This window comes from Granulicella tundricola MP5ACTX9, assembly GCF_000178975.2.
Classification (GTDB): Bacteria; Acidobacteriota; Terriglobia; order Terriglobales; family Acidobacteriaceae; genus Edaphobacter; species Edaphobacter tundricola.
On sequence record NC_015064.1, the window covers coordinates 2,856,526 to 2,878,509 of the forward strand.

18 protein-coding genes are annotated in these 21,984 nt (G+C 61.4%); all 18 read right to left on the bottom strand.

Going from position 1 to position 21,984, the window contains the following annotated elements:
* Window positions 1-10: 10 nt before the first annotated feature.
* Window positions 11-2,233 carry a hypothetical protein gene (locus ACIX9_RS12205; RefSeq protein WP_013580798.1) on the bottom strand — a complete coding sequence of 741 codons (2,223 nt, stop codon included), beginning with the start codon at window positions 2,231-2,233 and terminating at the stop codon, window positions 11-13.
* Window positions 2,230-4,947, bottom strand: a complete 2,718-nt coding sequence (locus tag ACIX9_RS12210) for a putative baseplate assembly protein (RefSeq protein ID WP_013580799.1) — start codon at window positions 4,945-4,947, stop codon at window positions 2,230-2,232. Before ACIX9_RS12210 ends, ACIX9_RS12205 begins: the two co-directional genes overlap by 4 nt.
* The gene (locus ACIX9_RS12215) at window positions 4,947-7,487 is read right to left on the bottom strand and encodes a putative baseplate assembly protein (RefSeq protein ID WP_013580800.1); all 2,541 of its coding nucleotides are present in this window, start codon (window positions 7,485-7,487) and stop codon (window positions 4,947-4,949) included. Before ACIX9_RS12215 ends, ACIX9_RS12210 begins: the two co-directional genes overlap by 1 nt.
* Window positions 7,484-7,849 (bottom strand): GPW/gp25 family protein, encoded by a 366-nt coding sequence (locus ACIX9_RS12220; protein ID WP_013580801.1) that lies wholly within the window; start codon window positions 7,847-7,849, stop codon window positions 7,484-7,486. Before ACIX9_RS12220 ends, ACIX9_RS12215 begins: the two co-directional genes overlap by 4 nt.
* Before the next feature lie 24 nt (window positions 7,850-7,873).
* Window positions 7,874-8,197, bottom strand: a complete 324-nt coding sequence (locus ACIX9_RS12225) for a hypothetical protein (protein WP_013580802.1) — start codon at window positions 8,195-8,197, stop codon at window positions 7,874-7,876.
* Window positions 8,198-8,224: 27 nt separating this feature from the next.
* Window positions 8,225-8,758, bottom strand: coding sequence for a phage baseplate assembly protein V (locus ACIX9_RS12230; protein WP_013580803.1), 534 nt, complete (start codon window positions 8,756-8,758; stop codon window positions 8,225-8,227).
* Complete coding sequence (locus ACIX9_RS12235; protein ID WP_013580804.1) at window positions 8,755-9,882, bottom strand: hypothetical protein; 1,128 nt, start codon at window positions 9,880-9,882, stop codon at window positions 8,755-8,757. The genes ACIX9_RS12230 and ACIX9_RS12235 overlap by 4 nt, the downstream gene beginning before the upstream one ends.
* A complete protein-coding gene (locus ACIX9_RS12240) occupies window positions 9,875-10,186 on the bottom strand; it encodes a LysM peptidoglycan-binding domain-containing protein (protein WP_013580805.1) in 312 nt (103 codons plus the stop codon). The genes ACIX9_RS12235 and ACIX9_RS12240 overlap by 8 nt, the downstream gene beginning before the upstream one ends.
* 27 nt (window positions 10,187-10,213) lie before the next feature.
* Entirely contained in the window at window positions 10,214-10,873 is a 660-nt protein-coding gene (locus ACIX9_RS12245; protein WP_013580806.1) for a hypothetical protein, read from the bottom strand.
* A complete protein-coding gene (locus ACIX9_RS23825; protein ID WP_013580807.1) occupies window positions 10,873-14,307 on the bottom strand; it encodes an eCIS core domain-containing protein in 3,435 nt (1,144 codons plus the stop codon). The genes ACIX9_RS12245 and ACIX9_RS23825 overlap by 1 nt, the downstream gene beginning before the upstream one ends.
* Window positions 14,304-14,630 carry a hypothetical protein gene (locus tag ACIX9_RS12255; protein ID WP_013580808.1) on the bottom strand — a complete coding sequence of 109 codons (327 nt, stop codon included), beginning with the start codon at window positions 14,628-14,630 and terminating at the stop codon, window positions 14,304-14,306. Before ACIX9_RS12255 ends, ACIX9_RS23825 begins: the two co-directional genes overlap by 4 nt.
* A complete protein-coding gene (locus tag ACIX9_RS12260) occupies window positions 14,627-16,504 on the bottom strand; it encodes an ATP-binding protein (protein WP_013580809.1) in 1,878 nt (625 codons plus the stop codon). Before ACIX9_RS12260 ends, ACIX9_RS12255 begins: the two co-directional genes overlap by 4 nt.
* Complete coding sequence (locus tag ACIX9_RS12265) at window positions 16,501-17,820, bottom strand: DUF4255 domain-containing protein (protein ID WP_013580810.1); 1,320 nt, start codon at window positions 17,818-17,820, stop codon at window positions 16,501-16,503. The genes ACIX9_RS12260 and ACIX9_RS12265 overlap by 4 nt, the downstream gene beginning before the upstream one ends.
* 820 nt (window positions 17,821-18,640) lie before the next feature.
* Window positions 18,641-19,144, bottom strand: coding sequence for a hypothetical protein (locus tag ACIX9_RS23830; protein ID WP_157477514.1), 504 nt, complete (start codon window positions 19,142-19,144; stop codon window positions 18,641-18,643).
* Window positions 19,145-19,401: 257 nt separating this feature from the next.
* Window positions 19,402-19,911, bottom strand: coding sequence for a phage tail protein (locus ACIX9_RS12275; protein ID WP_013580812.1), 510 nt, complete (start codon window positions 19,909-19,911; stop codon window positions 19,402-19,404).
* Window positions 19,912-19,923: 12 nt separating this feature from the next.
* Entirely contained in the window at window positions 19,924-20,304 is a 381-nt protein-coding gene (locus ACIX9_RS26910; RefSeq protein WP_232298706.1) for a phage tail sheath C-terminal domain-containing protein, read from the bottom strand.
* 35 nt (window positions 20,305-20,339) lie between these two features.
* Entirely contained in the window at window positions 20,340-21,569 is a 1,230-nt protein-coding gene (locus tag ACIX9_RS12280; RefSeq protein ID WP_232298707.1) for a phage tail sheath subtilisin-like domain-containing protein, read from the bottom strand.
* A complete protein-coding gene (locus ACIX9_RS26450) occupies window positions 21,532-21,963 on the bottom strand; it encodes a hypothetical protein (RefSeq protein WP_198152091.1) in 432 nt (143 codons plus the stop codon). Before ACIX9_RS26450 ends, ACIX9_RS12280 begins: the two co-directional genes overlap by 38 nt.
* Window positions 21,964-21,984 lie beyond the last annotated feature (21 nt).

Genomic DNA, 21,984 nt, shown 5'->3' on the forward strand with positions numbered 1-21,984 from the left:
GTCACTTTTCCTAACTTGCGAAGAAGATTCCGGCTTCAAGGCCGAAACGCAGGTTGTCCTGCAGCATGAGTTGAAGATTGGAAAGACGTTGGGGCTGATGCAGATCGTGGAAGACGCCCATCTCTGAGCCGTCGTCCGCGCCCTGCATGATCTCTGTGCCGGTGGAAAACGCAAGCTGGCAGTAGCCTGCGTCGCCCTGCCGGCGAGAGGTGAAGGCGGGCACATGCGCTTTCCCTGTACCTGAGCCTGGATAGCAGCGGTAAGGCCGGGGCACGCGAGACCCCGGCGGAACGTAGCAGAAACGCGTGCAGCCCTGCTGCAACTGATCTGCGTTGACAGGGAAAGGAAACAGGCTCCCCTCCTGAATGAGCGCGTCAAAGATGCAGTTGGACGCCAGCACAATTTGCCTCGTCTGCAACAGCCCGATGACAGTGCAGTTAGTCATCGTCATGGCCGCGCCGGAGGCGCTGCAATCTTCATTCGCGTAGGCGATCTCCGTGGCAGCGCCGGCGTCGATAATGCAGGAGATGGCGGTAAGGTCGCCGCTTTCACGCAGCCGGAGCGCGCCGGTGATGGTGTGGTCCAGCGCGAGTTGCACATCCTCCGCTTCCACATACAAGCGAGGGCCGGCCGGCTGAGCTGGAGCCCCCTCAATGGCACGGATGGCACCTGGTGCCAAGGTGCAGTGGGAGATGGTGAGCTTGGCAAGCAGGTTCAGCGAGCCTCCATCCGTTGCAGGTACGGCGATGCACCCACCGCCGATCAGCAGGCCGTTCAAGGTAAGGCTGCTGCCATCGCCGCCAATTACGGGCATATCATCCGAGAGCACCAGCGTGGGGCGGTAGCCGTCCGCTGCCTGTATCGTCAAGGAGCATTTTTCCGGGATTGAGATGGATGGTGTTTCCACGAAGCGGGCGCTGGTCTGGATCAGAATCGTGACAGCAGAGGTATCGCCTGCGAACTCGGTTGTTGCTTTGGCAAGGGCGTCTGTGAGCGTTGCTGCATCCGAGGGCACTTTGATGGTCGCGGTGGAATTCTCATCACCAACGAATGGTCGTGAGTACGGGCCGCCGCCTATGTCCGCGGAAAAAGCCCAACTATACGTGGTCAGCAATTCACCGGCGGGAGCGTCGGCAGGCAATGCGAAGCGGCCGAGTTCGGGGTCAATGGCAATGACGTTGGTGGGCGCATGGGCCCACCCGGTCACATTGCCCATTCCGTCGTACACATCACGCAGATCGCATTCGATCACCGGCCAGTCGGGCGAGGGCGTTCCCAGTTGTGACTGGTCGATGGAGAGGCTGTTTTCTTCCTGCCCGCCGTAGAAGGTGCCCTGTATCGGGCGATTGCGGCGGATGTCCTTGAAGTTCCTCCACAACATCCGGCGGGTAATGGGAAGTGGGACATTGAAGGACGTTGCGCGGTCCGTCGTCTGGCTGACCGGGGCAGATTCCGTATAGAGCTGTGTGTCGCGGCCCAGGGGGTCAAACAGGAAGCGACGGTTGTCGACTCGGCAGGCTGGAGCCAGCGCCATGGAGTACGGCGTAAGACGCCATAGCCACACACCAATGTTGGGAATGTTGTACAAACCGCCGCCGGTGGCGATGCGCCGCACATCCGCGGTGCGTGCCGAGTTGTCGAACGGCGTACCGGGCAGGCGGTCCGAGGCGTTGCGTACGTCGACCCAGGAATGATTGGCCGGACGCAGATGGTTCATATACTGCGTGGTTGCCAGTTCCAGAAAGTACTCGACAACGTGCGCGGGCCAGCCGCTGATATCGCGCGCCACGCTTTCCAGTCCGGAGACGGTGCCACGACGGCGGCGGGTACGGATGGCCTCCGCTACTGCGGCACGCAGGCTGTAGGGCGTGCCGGGAAAGTCCGCCAGCGCAGGAAAGCCAACTAATTCCCCTATATAGGGAACAAGCCATTCCGCACAGGTTTCGATGAAGAGATCGTCATAACCCTGGTAGAGGCTCTCCTGCAGCACCTCAATCTGCTCAGCGAGCAGCGCCACCATGGATTGCAGGGGGCCGCGCTGCTGCAGAGCCTGCAACTCAGCCAGACGCCCCTGCTCTGCCGCCGAGAGCATCGTTTGGGTCAGCAGCCCGGCAAGTTCAGCAGCATCGGCAGCGTCCAGTGTGGCGTCGGATTGCAGTGCAATCTCCGCATCGCGTATGCGGTAGACCGCGGGGATCATGTTGTAGATGGCTTGAAGGTCAAGGGGCGTCATGGCTGCGTCACCTCCAGGGCCGGGAAGAGCGGAACGGGATCAAGAGTGAGTAACTCGGACGGAACGATCTTTTTAAAGCCCGGCTGTGCGGCTGACGCTTGCAGATGCTTTTTCAGGCTGACCGGCTGGTCAGAGCGATAGAGCGCGGTGATCTCTACATCACGCACACCGCGTATGTCCTGGATAGCTGCGATGACTTCACTGAGGTGGACAGGCTGGCCAAAGTCGCGGGCATCGAAGGAGAAGCGTGCGCGCAAGGCAGTCTCGACAGATGCAGCAACCGTGATCGTATCGGCGTCCGGCTGTACCGTAATGGTGCCTCCCAGTCGAAACAGAGCAGGCGTATAGGACTGCAGGACAAACGGCGTGCCGGGAATGGAGCTATCCGTGATGGCCTGCCGCAGCGAAGCGCCCACCGTGCCGCCAGGGTCGATGACGACGCCGTCCACACCGGCAACGGTCAGCAACACCAACGTGCGTCTGCCATTCCAGATCCAGGTGGCTGAGGCCTTATGAATGCCCGTATACGCTCTTGCAAAACTCTGAAAGTCGTCGATCGAGACGACTCGCTCCAGCGCCTTGATCGTCAGGGTGGCGTTATCGCGGGCGTCGTCCAGCCCTTCAGGGTCTACGCCGCCGACGGCGGGCACCGGGTTGAAGGCAGAACGTACGCCCAGCGGACGGCTGGTCAGCAGCACGATCTGGTTGGTGTTGACCATACCCGCTACGCCGATTCCATAGCGGTACTGTGCGCGTAGGTTGGCCGTCCCGGTGGGCAGGCGTGCGCCGCTGATTCCATCGCCAAAGGTAACGGTGGTATTGCCCGCATCGTCTTGGGCGGTGACGTAGATATGCTCCTGCGGGCCGTGCGCGTAGAAGGTGTCAGCTTCGCTCCAGCGTTCGTTATCGACCCAGACCTGCAGGGTGGACGAGATGCCCGCGGCGTTGGCGGCGGGGACATAGGTCAGCGGCGATTGCTTCAGGCCAAAGCTCTGGAAGGGCGTGGTGGCGTCACCGCTGCCCAGTGTTTCCGCAACGCTTGCGCCGTGCGTGGCATAGGCAAGGTTGGCGTTGATGCTCAATGAGCCGCGCGTGTAGGCGTAGGTAAGGCCGGAGTCGAGGGTGATCACGGTGTACCCGCTGTTGAGGACGACTGCCTGGAGACGTCGCACCTCACACGCGGAGACGCCGGGCAGGTCAGTACGGGAGCCGAAGATGGCGACCTCCTGCCCTGCCTGTAGGCCGAGGAACGCGCGGCTGAGAACGATCTGCGTTGTACCGGAGGCGACGCCGTCTGTGATCGGGACAGGTGCGAGCGGAAGCTCTTCGCTCTGGCAGAGGATCGTAGTGCTGCGAACGGGATACTTACTGAAGTCAGCCGTGGCATTCAACTGCAACGCCGATACCTTGCCACTGATCTTGAACTGGTTCACCGTGGTCACCGGCGCGCTGGCAACGGAGACGCAGAGACGGTCCGTACTATCCATCACGACTGCGAAGGAGTCGGCCGCGATACCCGGATAGGGAGCGTCGAGATAGATCACGTTCGTCGAGCCGATACCGGCCCCGTTGACCGGGTCGTTCGACGGTATAGCCGGGGATGTATTCGGATAGGTCTGGATCGGAATGTTGAAGCCGAACGGCGCAGCCTGCTGGCGTAACACGTAAGCCTTGCCGCCACTGGAGCCTGCGCGCTGTGCGACCTGCTGATTGATGGCGGCTTCCAACTGGCCGAGGGGCCATTTACGGATCTGTGCCAATGCGGCCAGTGTGCCCTGATCCCAGGTGTTTTGCAGCACAGCGGCAACAGCCGCGTCGGTCAGGTCGATCGCGGAGATGCCGTCGATGGATCCGTTGATAGCCCCTTGCAGGGTCGGAGCGGATCTGGGGTTATAGCCCGATGTACCGCTGACCGCGCCGTCCAGTTCGACTAAAGTCGTCTTGCCGTCTGTTGCTGGCGAAACGCGAAGAACGGTGCGGATCTTTGTGAAGTTCGCAGGAGCGTTATCGTGGAGTAATAGGATGGAATCGCCAGGCTTGAGGCTGGTTATTGTGCCCGTCAGTTGCAACGAAGTGACGATGGCTGGTGTATCGCCCTGGATCGTCTGCGGCTGCGTAAGCTGCGGCGTAATGGCGTTCCACTGCGGGTTGGCAACAGAGGGGACAGTCGTTTCAAAGCTCTGCGGCAGCTCCTGCGGAGTGCTGGGAATGCTCTGCACGCCGGTACCGGGAGGGATGCCCGGCGTTTGGCTGTCCAGCGGCACATTCTGACCAGGGACCGGGCCTACCAGCGCCGCACCATAGGCTCCGGCTGCGGCGTCGATATTGAAGGCAAGATAGGTTGAGGCGGCCACGCCGGGCGACGGCCGGTAACCCACCAGGGCAGCGAGTTGGCGAACGGAGAAACGTTCCGTCGCAGTTCGCAGGTAGGCCTCGTTGGCGTAGCGTTCGGAGTAGAACGTGAGTACATCCGCCATCACGGAGAAAGAGTCGAAGAGTGCGATCGTAAAGTCGTCATCGTCACGCGTGCTCAGCGCGGAGAGCACGGGCTGATGCGACTGCGAGATACGCGCGAAGAGCGTTTCGCGGAAGTCCGCGTAGGTTCCCACACGGTAACGCAGCGCGGGAAGTCCGGGACGGTTCTCAACCGCGACCGGCGTAACGGCCGCGAGGCCGGCACAGCATCCACAGGTGCATCCATCGCCGCAGGACATCAGGAGCCTCCTTTCATGTGCAGGGTGAACTGGCCATGCTCCGGGTAGTCGGGGTCGTTGGCCAGGCGAGCGATCTCCAGACGGCCAAGCGTGAGCTTGCCTGCAGATACCGCGTCGGTCGTGGCTTTACCTTGACGGGCGAAGCGTTTGACGGTGACGGAGGCGACGCCGGGCGTATCCTGCACGGCGGCATAGATGGGACTGAGATAGACCGTCTGTCCGAAGGTGAAGTTGTCCGGATGGAAGAGTCCTCGGCTGCCATCCGGCAGACTGCAGTTGCTCAACACATTGCGCAGCGCGGCTTCCACATGGGCGCTCTGGTAGCCCTGCTGGACGCAAACACTCAGCTTCAGTTCCAGAGAGACATAAACAGGCGGCTGCACGTCGACGTCCTGTCCGGCCATGCGATACAACTCCAGACCATTGGCAATCGCGGCGCGCCGGCTGTCGTTCAGCGTCTCGCTGTCCTGCGGGTCCACGCTGACGAACACGGTCTGCCAACTGCCCGTCCAGCGCAGCGTGCCGGTGCCGCGTTGCAGCAAGGGATCGACCCGCACGGCCATGGTGCCGTAATCCTCCGGGGTGACGGCACGTTCCTGCGCGCGGAAGGCCTGCGGGGCGCGAAGCCGAACTTCGTCGAGCGTTTCAGGATCTTCTCCGCCCATCCCGGCAAGTGGGTTCGTGACTGAGAGGATGACGCCTGCGCCCAGCAAAACGCTTCCAGTGTCCGTGGCCAGGCGCACCAGTGTCCCCGCACCGACATTGCCCGCAGTACCGTTACCCACGCGATACGTTGCTTGAAACGAAGTGCCTGTGGTGGGCGCGCTGCCAAAGGTGCCGTCGCCAAAGCGAAGGCTGGCGCTGCCGTCGTCTTCCACCTCGGCCACAAAGTTGTTCGCCGAGCCCACACTGCGAAGGAGAGTAGGCTGCACGCTCCAGGGGCGGCCGCCGTCGGTCTGCGTGAGAGAGGTGATCTGTGCGGTGATGAGACTCTCCTGCCGCTGCAACGCCTGAGCGGCGGAGGGCACGCCTGCGGAGGTAGAGGCTGGGGAGTACGGATCGGCAAAGGTGAGCGGACTCTGCGCCAGCGTGGGGTTATAGCGGACAGGACGTACGATGGCTGTGGAGTCGGTGCCGCACCAGTCCGCGGGGGGTGCCTGCACGGTCAGCGCAGGATTAGCCGCAGGCACGGGCGGCAACGCCTCCCCACGAACGGTGAAGCCGTGATCGGCCAATGCGATATTGCCCCAGGCAGCGCTGATGCCGGAGAGGAACGTTCCGCCGACAGTATTGGTGACGCACAAGGGTGCCGGCAGAGCATCGTCGCGGCCCCAGTCCACATGGGTCACAATCGTTGGAGCGTTCGTTTGAGGATCGTCGAACTGGCCGCCGATGGGATCGATACGCTGTGTGATGGCGGTCAGGCGCACGGGATATCGATGACTGGGGTCAGCGTCAGCCGTAGCACCGGTAAGCGGTCCTTTCTCTTCCACCAGCAGCAGCACATCGCCAATCTGGAGGTCGGGATACGCGCCTTCGAGATCTGCCCCGGTGCTGCCTGCCGGCAGGCAGCACTCACGATCACCCCAGGTGTACAGCGGGAGCCGGTTGTGCGCGGTGCGTACGGTGACGGGCTCCATCGTTTCAAAGATGACGGGGTTTTCCGCAAGCGCCTGTTTGTATTCCTGAGAGGCGACGTCCAGCACGGTTGTTGGCGATGAGCCCGCGGTCAGCAACTCCGTTCCGGCGGGCACGGTGACGCCTGCAATGCCATCGCCCGTCTCAAAATGAATCCAGGTGCGAGCGTTGCAGCCGTCGCTCATGGGGTAGTCCACCAGCCGCACGTGGCGGCGGACGGAGGTTCTTCGGCGTGCTGTTTGCAGGTAGCTTTCTGTGTAGGTGGCGTCCTGCTGGTAGCTGAGGTTGTCGCCAAGATAGGCCAGCAACTCCACCAGCATCACGCCGACATCAGCCGGGTGGCGCTCTGTCCATGCGGGGATGACGGTGGCCATGCGATCCAGCAGTAACGTTCGGAAGCTGGTGTAGTCCTTGGCCAGGTAGGAGATGGCGGGCGGAGCCACAGCCGACGGAGAACATGCGGATTCCGGCTGGCAGTCCAACGTATTGGGGCAGGCTGCCTTGAAGGAGAACTCAATCGCAGAGAGCACCGGATCGAAACCTGCGGGCGGCTCGGTCGGGTCGTTAGGCTGGACTAACTGCAGTTGATAGGGCGAAAAGTCTCCTGCGGTGTTGACCACCACGACGAGGATGCGTGGATTGCCGCCGGGGGAAAGCTCGCTTGCAACGGTGGCGCTGACCACCTTGATACCGGTGATGCGTTCCCCACCACTGATGACGATGTTTGCAGGTTTGATCTGATCTGGGGTGAGCGGATGCAGGAAGTGGACATTGAGCGTGCGCTGGCGCTGCGCCGCAGGCATGGACGGATCGTTGACCACGTCCAGAAAGTCGATGGCGTTGATCGCCGTTTGTCCGGCCAGGACGGCTCGGCGCCGCGCGTCGCAACAGGTATAGATCACAGGCTTTGCCCTCCCCGCGAGATCTGAGTTACGACCTGCTCCTGCGTAGTGCGGAGGATATATTCCACGGTGACGGTAAGAGTGCTGTCTACAGCGGTGACTTCCACCGCGGTCAGGTTAATGATGTCCCCCAGGTTCTGCTGCAAGGCGCCCTGCACCAGGAACTGCGCGGCGGAGGCCAACTCCGGACTGTTCGGGCCAAAGACCGCCTGAAGCAGTCCGCAGCCGAACTCCGGCTGATTCACGCGCTCACCGGGCGCAGTGAACAGCACCTGCTCGATCAGGTCACGGATGTGATCTGCATCCGTAGCCACGGCGGTGCGATGGCGTGAGTCAAAGCGGTATGGGAAGGCTACATTCATGGGCGTGAACTCGGGTGCATCAAGCTACATGGCAAAGACGCGGGTCTGGGTCAGGATCGTGATGGTCGGCGTGCCGGTTGGGGTACAGATGGCCTGGCTGTCGAAGGTGAGCAGTGGCAGCCCGTTCGAAAGAACGCGCGTGGTGCCTGCCACAAACTGCGCGGTGATACAGGGACCGTTGCCTGCCGGAGGCGGAGGCATGGCACAGCCTGCGACCACCCATGGCCCGCTCAGCGGTACCGTTGGCATGCCGTTGACGACTACGCGCGGGTTAGGGACGGTGGGCTGGGCCTGCCCTCCGTGCGAACATAGTACGGTTGCTCCCTGGTGCATCAAGAATCCCGGCATGATCTTGCTCCTTTCCTTTCTTCGTTTCTAGGTGACGACGAGTGCACCGGCGTTGACGGTCACGGTCGGGCCGATCATGGAGATGCTTGCGCCTTGTCCGTTTGAGATGGTGATGCCCAGCTCTGTAATCGAAATCAAGGCTCCGGTTGTACCTTTCAGCAGAATGCCGCCCAAAGGGCCGGGCACGTCACTCATCATCAACGTGTTCTGTCCAATCGTTTGAAAGACAATACTGGGTGAGACCGGCAGGCCGACCAGGGCCAGCGGCGGTACGTCTGAGGAAGAGCCCCAACGGCAGCCCGCCCAGATGGGATACTCCGGATCGCCCTTCTCAAACTCCACCCAGACACCCGTGCCAATTGCAGGCACCAGGTATGCCCCTGCGCCCGTGCCGGTGGGCCCGGCCAGCGGCGTACACGGCAACGCCCAGCTTGAGGGAGCCAGCGAAAGCACGTCAGGGCATTCAACCAGCAGCCGCCCCATGAACAGCGGGTCGACATTGTTGACCACCGTGCCGCGGAATTTCCCGAAGAACCGTCCTTCTGTCCCCGTCATCGTCATGAAGGCACCACCGGGGTCTGTGAGATCAGGCCATCGCGTGAAAGCGTGAAGTTCTGCTTGTATTCGCCATGCTTGATGCTGTGGCTGACGGTGCGGACGTAATACAGACCGTCATAGGTACTGCTCGCGCCACGCACGCCCACCAGTTGAAACGCGTTGAGCACACGGCCGTAGCGCAGAACATTCAGCGTGCCGGTGCCGGTGACGGCTTCACCCGTTGCGCCGGTCTTGGCCAGCGCCAGTGCAATGGCTTCAATGGAGTTCTTGTTACCGCCATCCGGAGGAAATTCAACCTTCGCAGGAGCTGTCAGCCGTGCGCCAAGCGGGGGCCGCAACAGGCTGATGTTGGGTACAGGAATCGGAATAGGAATCTTGCCGGTGATTGGATCCATGATGGTCATGATCACCACCTTTTTTGCCAGGCCGTCCAGTGAGAAGCTGAGACTCTCTACGTTGGTGTTGGCGTCCATGTTGACGTTCAGCGCGGGCTGCGGAACTGGCACACGCACATCAGGACCGAAGTAAAAGACACTGACGCCGGGTACGGGGCCAGGTACGAGATAGAAAATATATCCAAAGTCGGAGGCGAGCTTTTTGATATAAGCCAGGTCCGACCCGGTCTGCGTGGGGATCTTGTCCGTCGGCAGCGGAACATCATCGAACAGCGGCGGAATGATGAGGGGCGCAATCCCGAAGATCGCGTACTTGGCCACGATGAGATTCAGGCGTGCGATGGCGGGCATGCAGGGGTAGCGCAACATGGGAAACTGCACCACGTCCATCAGCACGGTGAGGTCCTCGCCAGTCAGCGTCAGCAGCGATTGTCCGGCCTGGTTGGAAGGCGCAACTTCATGGCGCGTCACGATACCGTCAATCAACACATTCGGTGTACCGCCCAGCGTGCAGACCAGGATGACGCGCGTCACCATCGGGTCCAATGCCCCGGCCGGCAGCAGTTTGCGGTAAAGGTCGGACTTCTTATTCATTGAAAAAACAAGCTGAAAGCCGCTCCGCTCTCCGCCGGTATTGACCTGAGCGGAGACGAGCGCGTCCACGACCGATTTGGGCGCGGGTACCGGCACCATCGGACCGAGGAACAGCGAAAGATAGAGCCCCTTAAGCACGGCTCGGCCCGGGTATGCCTTGCGGCAACGTGATGCGGATGCGCGTGCCCGGCTGCTCCGTCAAGTCGAACGGCGAGACACACTCGTTCGCGTCACAGATGCGCCAGAACTGCTGCGGATCGTCGAGATAGGTATTGGCGATGTTGTCCAGGCGATCGCCCTCCGTAACCGTGTGGAGCAGCAGAAGATCGTAGTTGTCCGGACGTGGTAGAAAGCGGCGAGCCACATAGTTCACCGTGCGCCCATCGGCAGTGTCATACGGCAGGAGTGAAACTCCGTTATAGCGGCTTGCGGAATCGAACATGAGTCCTCCTTCAGGAGCGGCGTCGCGTCAGGACGCGATGCCGGTGATGCCCAACGAACGCAGAGAGACTGAGCCGACCTTGCCGGCCAGACGCTCCTTGTTCTGCTGGTATGCCAGGAAAATGTGATTGCCCTTGTGGTCGAAGTTGAGATCGTTGGTGCTGAGCACCCGCATACCCAGGCTGACCTTGGCGCGGATGGGGTTGAGGTTAACGTCAAAGGCTTCTTCCGTGATGCTGAACTCCGTGATCCGCACCGGCACCACGCGGCTGGTGCTCCAGACAAAGAGAACCAGCGGTGCTTCCATGGGCGCGATCTCAATGGTGCCTGCCATGGCCAGGGTGTTGTCGCTTTGAATCTGAGCGCTGGAAGGATAGATCAGCGTCTCCAACGCGGCCAGTTGCGGATGCAGGCCTAGCCGCACAGTATCGGGAAACTTCGATGGTGTTTCAAGCTCATCCGTAGCGTCCAGTTCCGCGTCCAGCTTCAGCGTCTCCACTGGAGGGCCGGTCAGCCGCAGCGCGTCCAGCCGATCCCCGGAGTCGCCAGTGGCTCCACGCACGGCCAGGGACCGGCTCAGCGAGTCCGGGTTGTACTGCAGGGCGATACTGCGCTGGATGGCAAGCGTCGAGGAGTCGACAACGACCAGGCCGGCGCGCAGCAGACGAGGGGAACCGGGGAAACCCATTAGCTGTCTCCTTTTGTGCTGGCGCCGCCAAAGCTCTTATCCATGAGATTGCCGGGCTCCAGCGATGGCGTGATCCACTCGATATCGTTGAACGTGGGCAACTTGACGCCGTCGACGCTGTCATAGTGAATAGGCTTCTTCAAAGCCATTCCGAATTGCAGTCCGGTGTTGTAGGTGTAGCTGGCAAGGTTCCAGTCCTTCCGTCGTGAAACGCTGAACCAGCCCACGCCAAGTTCCCCTTCAACGAAGGCATCAAGCGCCAGCCCCAGGGCCAATGCGACCAGCAGCTTGAAGTCAGCCTCGGCAGTGAACTTGCCTTTGCTGTACTCCAGAGTGACCTTGCTGGCGGTGAAGCCGTTGAGGCTTGCCGTCGCAGTAATGGCAAGGCCGCCTTTGACCCGGGCGATACCGGCTTCCAGTTCAATAGCCCCGGAGATCTTGCCACTGATGTATGCGCTCCCACCGACATAGATCGTGCTCGTGAACTTCAGGTCCAGGTCAGGATTGTCTTCAAGCGGATAGAACGTCCCATCCAGCTTGGTGTCGCGCAGTTCGCCCGGGCCGAGCTTGTAGCCCGCGGAAAGCGAGCCGTCGATACGTGCGTTCAGGCCGAATGTGCCGATGGAAGCACCCGGAATAGGAATGCTGATCCCGACCTCAAAGAATTTATAGTCGCCGTGCGTGCCGTCAAACAGCTTGATGGGCTTCGGAAACGCAAGTTCGCCCTTGACCTTGACGCGCTGATCTTCGGCAACCTCAATGCCCGCAGTCGCGATCATGTTGTCGGAGAGCTGAACCGTGATGCTGCCGTCCCCGGTGAAGAGGGGATGGCCGTTCTTCTCCTTCATGACGACATGGAGATTGCCGGTGGCTTTGCCTTTCCTGATCTGGAGCGTGCCTTCACCGGAGAACTTTTCGTCCTTGTACCATACCGTGACCGTGCCTTGCACGCCCTGAAACTTGATCCCGGTGGAGCCTTTACCGCTCAGATGATCGCCGTCGTAAGTGACCTCAAAAGAGGTCGGCTCAAGCCCGGGCGGTTTGAAGTGGGCTGTGCCTTGGAACACCCAGCGCTTGCTGCCGCCGTCGTACAACAGGTTGGCCTTCACATCTGCCGAGGTGCCGGGCAGCTTCATCATTACCGTGCCTTCAGCGCTCATGCCTTTATCGCTGAAGAGCACAATCAGTTGCCCACTCTGCACGTACTTGATCTTCTTCGCGATGTCAGAAGCAGAGATCTCAACTTTTCCGGACCACTGCCGGTTGCGGTATTCGATGTGGCCCTCCGCCTTGTCCACGCCGGGCAGTGATACCTTTACGTCGCCAACGGCCGCGATGCCGTTGGCGTCGGCGCTTAACTCGAGACTGCCGTCCAGCAGGTGGCGTTTTCCCGCATCCAGCGTGAAGCCGATGGTTCCGTACGGCTTGAACTCTGGTGCCAGCTCGAAACCGATCTCGCCTGGAGTAAACTTCAGGCCGCCCAGCGGCAGCTTCAGCTTGTTCGTAGGGATTGGCTTGGTGATCGCAAACTTGTCCTTGTCAAACGCCACGTCGAACGGCGGGATCCATGGGATGGAAGGCCTTAGCGTCCCGGAGCCTACAAGGTACTTGTCGTCCACGATCTCCAGATGTTTGAAGACGCCATCGCTCAGGTAATCGAAGTGGAAAGCAATGTTGGGATTGCCAGGCGGCAGCTTCAGCGTGCCGTCCTTGCCGCGCTGAAGATGAAGCTTCTTTTTCGCATCCGGCTTGAGGCTCTTGGGAAAACGCGAGTCAGTATCGAGTGAGGCGTCGACGGTCCCGCCAACCTTGGTCGGGCGGTTCCATGTCTCCAGGCTCATGCCAGAGATCAACGTGGAGGCCTGCTTATTTTCCGGCACGTTGGATAGGGCCAAGGCGACCTTTTTGTCCTTGTCGTCTTCCACGATGACTGTGGCTTCCTGTGCCCCGGCCTTCATAGGATACGGCAGGCCTTGTGCGCCGCTTCTGCTTTTGCCCTCGCTGACGTCGAAGTCTCGAATGCCCTTAGCCTTTTCTTCAACGCCGCAGCAGGCACAATTGGCCAGCGTTCCCGCCATCTTGACCTTGTCATAGTGGACCAGCACGTCCGTCACGCCCTTGACGTCGATGCCGTCAGACTTGAAGGCGTCGACGATTACATCCACCTGGGCTTTCAGGTTCTGGAAGATGAGGCGGCCGCTATATTGGTTCTCTTCGCCGTCCAGCATCTGCATGTTGCCGGAGGTATTGTTGCCGCCGAACTGGAGTTCAAGGATATGGTCGACCTGGCAGGTCTTCTTGCCGGCCTGCGGTGGATCGAAGCTTTGTTTATCACCGCCGGCCTTGGCCCAGTTGGCGGGAGCATTCCCGTAGGTCCAGCCGACTTTACTCAACCATATCTTGCGAAGTTCTGCCGTCGGCGGACGAGTCTGCTTGAGGCCGGAGCGGGTTTTGGCTTCGCCGCTCGCCAGCTCAATGATTGCTTCCAGCGCTCCGGCCGAGGCTCGGCTCTTCCAAAGGTCTTCAACACTGGATGAGCCTTTCTCCTTGGGCAACTCCAGCGCGGCGCTCATTTGTACGGCGATGATGCCGGGGTTGGCCGCGTTGAAGGCATACGCCTTGACTCCGGCTTTCTTCAGCTCAGGCGTCTTCACGTTCGTCCAGTCGCGTGCGCTCTCCGTCTGGACTTCTGCGCTTGCAGAGGCAGTCGCAGCGCTTGTGTCCTTAGGGCGCTTGTTGCTTGCAGTTGGCGCGACCGGCTTGGGAGGAGCCTTGGCACGGGAGAGCACGGGGCCGGCATGGGATACAGCAGGAGCAACGTAGCCGCGATCCATCACCGCGTGTGCCATCGCTTCGGCTTCGTTCTCCAGGTGGTTGTACTCCGGCGTATTGCCGTAGGGAAGCACTGAGGGAGCTGTGCTCACTGAACCCTGCTGCACGGTGTGCGCAAGCTCATGCGCCAGCAGGTGTTGCCCGGAGGAACTGCCTGGGTCATAGCGGCCTTGGTCGAAGGCGATGTGCTGGCCCACGGTATAGGCATGGGCATCGACGGCGCGCGCTGACTCCGCGGCTTCCGCATCATGGTGAACCCGCACACCACTGAAGTCGCGCCCGAAGCGTGGTTCCATGAAAGAGCGTGCGCCTGCATCCAGCGGCTGGCCCGGCGACGAAAGCACACGATGCACGCTGGGCGGCGCAGTTCCCTTTCCGGGTGTTGCCGCGCTGCGCTGCAATTGAGCCTTGGCCTCTTCATTGGCGCGAGACTTCTTGCACGTCTCGCAAGAGCCGCTGCCGCCGCAGGAGCACTCACGCTGCAGCAGCGGAGCACGCGCCGCGCTGAGCGAAGGGGTGGACCGCGCTGAACGCGCGACGACGGCACCCCCGCTCGAGAGCTTGGGCGCGGTGGCCACGGCAGAGCTGCTTCCTTCGCTCATCGGCGCACCTCCTCTAAGAGCTCTGCAATGGTGCGAGCCAGATGCTCACCGCGCTCCCGCTCACGCAGCCCACGCGGAATGGCGCCTCGCAGCTCAGCCAGCTTTTGCGTCCGTGGCCACGATGCCTGCTGGCCAGAGCTGAGGCTTTCGTGCAATGCATCGCCCAGGTACGCCTCCAGCCCGTCCACGATGCGCCGTGCGCTGCCGCGGCTGATGCCGTCAAAGACCACGCGTCCCACGCGCAGGTTCAATGCCGTGTTAACCGAGGCTTGCCCACGAAGGCGGCTGGCCCACTGAGCGCGCTGAGCGCGGCGGGAGATCATCGCCAGCCTCCCAGCTCCGCTTCCGTCATCCCGCGGTCGAACTTGGCGCATTCCCGCTGTGCGGCCAGCCGCAGGTGCTCCATCCCAAGGGGCAGTTGAGCTTCGGCGGCCAGATAGGCCGCGCTCAACGCGATGTTGCGGATGTTGCCACCCGCCATGTTGAGGCGTGCGAGCTTGTCGTAGTCCAGGTCCGCACACGGCACCGCAGGGGGAAACGCGCCTTCCCAGATACGCCGCCGTTGCGTCTGGTCCGGGAAGGGAAAGGGTACGACAAAGCGCAGGCGGCGCAGGAACGCCGTATCCAGAGAGCCGCGTAGATTGGTGGTCAGCACCGCCAGACCGCTGTACTGCTCCATCCGCTGCAGCAGATAGCCAACCTCAATGTTCGCGTAGCGATCATGGCTATCGCGAATCTCGCTCCGTTTGCCGAAGAGGGCGTCGGCCTCGTCAAAGAGCAGCAGCGCGCCGGCTTGTTCGGCCGCGTCGAAGACAGAAGACAGATTTTTTTCCGTTTCTCCGATATATTTGCTGACGACCTGGCTAAGATCGATCACCCACAGATCCAGGTGTAACTCATGGGCCAGCACCTCCGCAGCCAGCGTCTTACCCGTACCGCTCTGACCGTGAAACAGCACGGCGATGCCGGCGCCCCGCGTTCCCAGACCCCACACCTTCATAACGCTCTGCTGATGCCTGGCCTGTGCGGCGATGTCGCGCAGTGCAGCCATGCTCGCCTCCGGCAGCACGATGTCCGCCCATGTAGCCGAGGTTGCCATCTGGCGTATCAGGCCATCGCCCGGCAACCGCGTATCTTCACGACACAGCCGCCATAGCAGCTTGGTCATCAAACTCGCGGCTTCTGGCTCGTCAGTCGATCCTTCGCGCACCTTCTTTGCGATGGCGGCGATGCGTGCAGGTTCAAAGGGGAACCGGCCTGCGATGCGTTGAACTTCGCCGCCGAGGAGCAAGGATATCTCGTCCCCGAGCGCATGAACCCACAGTGCCGCGCGCTCTTCTGCATCCGGCAGGTCGATCGAAATCTCCTTCCACGCAATGCCTTCCGGAGCTTGCGTGGCGGAGGCCAGCACAAGAGGCAGAGCGTAGCGGCGCACAAGCGTTTGCAGCGCGGCCTCACCAAGGGGATGAGTATCCTGGTCCAGTAACAAGACAAAGCGGTGCAGCATTGCCTCACGTGAAAGCAGACGGATCAGCGGGTCGAGTAACTCGGCAGACTGAAGCGAGGCGGGCAGTTGCAGCCGAAACACCCGCATACCGTTATGCGCTGATGCTGCAGCAGCAACCTCTGCTTTGCAGGTATGACCGCTGCCGCGCAACAGCACTGGTTTTTCGGCTTGCAGTGCTTGAATCATGTCCCGGGCCGCGACGCCAAACGAAGCGGGCAACGATGCAGGAAGAGGCATCGGTTCCAGGTACGGCGCTATGCGGCCATCGAGCGTGGGCGTTCCCAGCAGGTAGTGGAGCACCGGCTCTTCCAGGGTAAAGGGCGCGGCCAGCAGCGCATCCTGCGCGGCCACTTCGATCAGCTTCCAATGGCGCAGCGTCGCTCCAGGCGCAACGGCCTCCCACTGCGCTTCCGGCAGATGTTGCAAGGCAAGCCGCAGCGACGGATAGCGCATGCGCGCATCGTCATGGAGTGCTGCGCAGATCTTTGCTACTTCAGGCTTAAGCTCCAGCGCGGCTCCCAGCAGGACCACGGAGGTCTCGAACGGGGATAAATCAAACGCCTTGATCAGCCGGTCCAGGCCCTGGCTTCGTCCTCGCAACAGCGCGGCCACGTCTTCCAGCGCGATCAGCAACACCTCCCCGGCATCAAGAGCGCGGTCTGGCATCACGGCGGTAGCGGCGGCGCTCATGCGATCACCACTTGCATCGATTGCACGGAGCCATCCGGCGCAATCTGGATGCTGTCCACTCCACCCACGTTGACGCGCACCTGATACGTGCCCGGAACGGTCCCAGCGAACGGAATATCGAAGGTATCGGTGGGTGCAGACAAAGCACCCGATGGGTCTGTCGATACCGGCGCCGGCCCTGGAAAGCTGTAGCCCGCACCCGTGGTGGGCATGGTTTCCATGAGGTTGAGCAGAAGGATAAGCCGTTGGGCTGGATCGACGGCGGGTGCGATCACCACATGGAGCGTTCCGTTGCGCGGTGAGTCCCCTGCACCGGTAAGTCCTTCCACCGTTGCAGAAACCAAGGTGGGCCGCAGCACAAAGCTCAGCGGCTCTGACTGTTGCGTCAGAATGCTCGTAGGTGGGCTGCCGGCCAGCAACGTCTGGTTGACGGTGAGCACCTGCGCCCCGGCTAGCAGACCCGCGGGCAGCGGCACCGTGATCATCGATGCAGTTGTGCTGGTAGGCGCGGCATCCTGCGTGGTGAAGCTGACCGTGGTGCTTTCGCCCTGTAAGCTCGAGCCTTGCAGCAGCAGCGTGTAATTGAACAGGATCGGTTGATCCGCGGGCTTCGCATCCGGCACAGGCCGCTGCGAGAGGACGGACGTGACGACCGGTCGCTGCGATGGAAAGGCGTACAGGCCGCGCGTAAGCACCGGCAGCGACGACTTCGTTGAGACCGTGCTCTCGATCAAAACCACAGATGCCTGGTACGCGGCGGTCGGCCGGTACTTCGCCTGAAACGCCGTCCATAACCGCGAGATCTCTTCGGTGCTGAGCATTTGCGGCCAGATCTTGACCTGCTCCACCTGCTCAGCCAGTTGGGATGTGATGAGGTTCAGCAGGTTTGAGGGCAGATTGCCCGCGCCCACCGTCGTGCCCTTCAGCGAACGGCGGATAGCGTCGCGCGGCAGCACTGGATTTTCATGCAGCAGCTGCATCCCATAGCCCAGCAGAATCTCCGCATGGAAGGGCTCGGCGCCATAGGCCGTGAGCAGATAGTGGAGATTCAGAGCAAGAGGCGGGTTGCTGATACGGTCGCCCTGAAAATTGCGTGATGGGTAATTGTCATTACGCCATGACTCATTCTGAGTGACGTTGTAGAGGAACAGATTCAGTTGACTGTTGGTCGGGCTGCTGGCATCGATCTGGTCCGGAGACAGAGCAGTGACCGAAACATCGCCGGCCACCGAACTGATGTCATGGTCGATCAGCCCATTGTTCAACAGGTCGACGAGCACGTAAGAAACAGAAGCAAGTGCCAGCGCGGTGCTCATCGTGTACCTCCACGATGCTGAAGATAGCGTTCCAGCGAGAGCGCAGGTGCTTGCGGAGGGGCGGCAGCGATGCTGTGAGGCGTACGGCGCTCCGACGCGTCGCCGTGCACGATGATGGAACCGATCTCAATCGTGATCTCCTGCCGGCCGGCAGGTTGCGCTGCCTGCGGGAAAGCTTGCGCGGCCGGAACGCGTGACCGTACAAAGTCTCCCTCCGAAAACCGCGGTAGACTGCGCTGCGCAAGAGGCGCGATCGATAGACGTTCCGCAGGTTGTGATGAGGTGCGTGCGGAACGGGGTTCATCCGCTGGAACAGGTGTGCGGACCACCGGTGGTTGCGGCCCTCCTTGACTCTCCACTGCCGGAGCTCTCCCTGAGATTGACGCAGGCGGAATGGGCTGTGCTGCTTCACGTTCCCGCCACGCCACAGGGACCGCTGGACCCTGCGCCGCCTGTGGCTCCCTCGCGAGCAATACCGGAAAGAGTAACGGATCGACAGAGCGGATGACCTCTCGAATCATCTCCCGGATCGGCGTAGCAGTTGCCGGCGACTGTTCGCGCTCAGGTTGCGCTACATGCAGCGTCTCCATACGCGGCCCTTGCTCGGCACGGGGCTGCGGAGAGACATTCGCCTGAATGGGGCCGGGCTGCGCGAACGGCGCGGCGTGTTCGGCTTCATCGAACGCCAGGCCGCTGGGAAAGGATGACGGGCCATCGCCGTATGGTTCAAACCGTGAGCGCCCGCGTGGCCGTATGGCCCCTGCGCCCTGCTGGGAGCGTGATAACTGGCGGGAAAGCGTACGCAGCAGGTCACTCATGGCTACTCTGCGATCCTTTCCAGGTACAGGCTGCGGCGGCGCGGACTCACAGCCAGCACCTCACGCTCGCTCCAGCCGTAGGCGGACGCCAGACAATGCACCTCGTGAAACGTCCGCATGGCCCAGGCGTTGACCTCATCCCACAGATAGGCGGCAATGTCGAAGATCTCGGTCCATGGTTCAGCACAGTCGCAGCACTCGAAAGCGAGCTCGATCTCCGCCTGTGGGTCTGCCTCCGCCATCCGCTCGGAGATAGCCGTCCGCACCCGCGACGGCAGGTCCGTCACTGCAGCAGCCTGCCCTTCAAAATTCGCAGTGAGCACACAGCATTCCAGCAACGCGTCTTCCATGGACAAGTTCGCTTCAGATGGATCGGCGTCTTCGAGCGCCAACACATCCAAAATCATGGGTAGCCGAAACCGCACATCGAAGCCTTCAGCGCTGAGTTCCAACGGAGCACTGCTAACCGCCTCCGCCGGCAGACGATCCGACCGCAGAGACTGCACGGCCAGCTCGAACTCCTGCGGAGAGCCGCAGGCGGGACATGCATGAGTCCATGCAGACGGGTGCCGAAGAGGCGCTCGCGGAGCGTCAATAGCCCACGATCGCGCTCGCCGAAGGTGATGCTTTCGAGCGACGTTGCGTCCCGTCCCGTTGCAGCGGACAGCAGGCCCAGTGCCCTCCGGCAAGGACCCTGGTCCTGCCCGTTCTCCCATGCGGCGAGAAGGTCGTATTGGAACTGAGCATTCATGGTTGGCCTGCGTTACAGGACCGGCTCCTTGGGTTCCTTTACGCTCGTATCCCGCTCCCAGCCCTCGTTCTCCAGCTTCAGGTGCTGGATGGCAACCGCATTCGCATTGGCGTCCAGGTCGGGCAGCGCCTGGAACTCAGAGACCCAGCATCGGTAGACCTGATACGCAATCACCTTTTGTCCGGCTTCGTTGTACATCTCGATCGTGATGTCCTTGCGGAAGTCCGCAAGTGAGACCTCTGAGCCAAGGCCGCCCTTGAACTTCCAAACCTTGCTTGCCCAGGCTTCGAACGCCTCATCGTGCGTAACGCCACGATCCAGCGTCACGGCATCGAACTCGCTGCGACCCGGTGACTTGCGGCTGGTGCTGGGGTCGCCACCTTCACGGTGCTTCACCACCTCCGTGGTGCGCTTCAACATGGTCACCTTGCTGATACCTGCGACATAGCGGCCATCCCAAAGTATGCGGAACTTGAAGTTCTTGTAGGGATCCTTCCGGTTGTTTACGACAAATTGCGCCATACCACTCTCCTTTTATGCCTGTAGCTCTCCGGCGATCTGCTGAATCTGGATGATGACGAACTCCGCCGGCTTCAGCGGAGCGAAGCCGACCACGATGTTCACCATGCCGTTGTCGATGTTGGCCTGGGTCGTGGTCTCGCTGTCACACTTGACGAAGTACGCGGTGTCCGGCGAGCTGCCGGCAAAGGCGCCCTGCTGAAACAGCCCCTGCATGAATGAGCCGACGTTCAGCCGGATGCTCTGCCAGAGCGTTTCATCGTTGGGCTCAAAGACCACCCACTTTGTGCCACGGTACAGGCTCTCTTCAATGAACAATTGGGTGCGCCGTACTGGCACGTACTTGTTCTGGCTTTCCAGGATGTCCGCGCCCTGCAGCGTACGAGCTCCCCACACCACACGCCCGATGACCGGGAAGCTGCGCAGGCAGTTCAGGCCCAGCGGATTGAGTTGCCATTCTCAGCATCCGTCAGCGATACAGACAGTTGCACCACACCATTGAGGACCGTCTCCTGCCCGGCCGGAGCCTTCCATACTCCACGCTGCGCGTCCGTCCGCGCATAGATGCCGGCCAGCGCGCCGCACGGAACGAAGGTTTGAAGCTGGTTGTCCAGCAGTGGATTCTGCTCATTGATACGTGGGAAATAGATGGCGGCATTGGCGCTCTTGGTCCCTACATGGTCCGTCGTGGCATCCGTGAAATCCTTCAGAGCGTTCTGCAGGTTCGTCCATCCGCTGGGCGGATCGACCAGATAAAACGCCCGTCGTCCTTCACAGTAGGTGGCCGCACTGCCAACCAGCCCTGTGTCCACGTCACCAGTACTGAGGTAAGGAGGAATGCAGAGGAGATTAAAGAGATCGACGGTCTCAAGCGCATAAAGGCCCTGCTTATTGGCCGCCAGGCCGGACCCGGTAAAGTCATTCACACTTAGAGCGCTGCCATCCTTGCCTGCCTTGTCCGAGGCCTTGGGTGCGGGCTTGTTAGGTGTGACCGTGGTGTCATAAGTGGCGAGTGGGCGAACGTTGGGCACCAGGGGCTTGCCGCTGGGCTGTCCCGGGTTATCCGTCTGGACAAACGCCAACGCAGAGTTTTGCGCGAGTACGGTAACGATAGACCGCGGGCTCGCAGGATCGACCGAGCAGTTGAGGTAGGCCTCCGTGGCAAGCGCATTCCCCGTTGCGTCGCTGAGGGCCAGCGTCAGGTTGAAGAGTGAGGGATCGACACTGCCGTCGCTGTTCCTGCGGGTTGTCGTATCAACCATCGCGGTCAGGAAGTTGGCCCACAAGCCGGTACTTGCAGCGACGAGAACCAGACTGTTGCCATTCCCGGTCAGACCTGCTGTCGCAGTCACAGCTGTATCCTCCCCAAGCGCGATCGTCGCCGCAGCCGCGTCCGTATGCGTCAGACGCACAATCACGGCCTGAGAGCCGCCGTTGGCGTAGAAGTCAGACACGGCAAAGCTCATGGTGCTGCTCTGCGACAGGCCGCCAAATGCACGGTCGTAGTCCGCATAGCTATTGATGGTGATGGGTTGGTTCACCGGGCCGCGTGCGGCAGACCCGATGAAGGCGGTGATGGAGGTGGCCACACCCGTAATGGAGTGGACGCCGCTGGGCAGTTCTTCAATGTAAACGCCCGGATAACTTACCGTGACTGGCATCTGATGTCCTCTTCTCTGGGCTTTCGCCCGCCGACTTCTCTTGACGACCCGCTGCTACAAATCGTCTTGCCCGGCGCAGGTCGCTTCCATCCAACATCACAACCCGGGCCCCGCCCGGTACAGGCTCTTCCCTTAGGTATTTCTTCGATAACAGCCACTGCAGAGCCTGTTCGTTTCGCTCCGGACCACACCGGCTTTCGTCTTCCAGCAGACGCCAGCGCAGCAGCCCGGCAATGCTGTCCGCCGTCTCCGGATGATGCAGAAAGTAGGCGAGGACTCGCCGCGCATCAGCTTCCTGCTCGTTTTCGCCTGAGATTGACACTTCACCGTGACAAAGCTCAATGCATGCGCAATGCCAATTCAGTTGTAGGCCGAAATCCGCAGTTTCATGCAAAGAAGGTAAGAAGACCCCGGG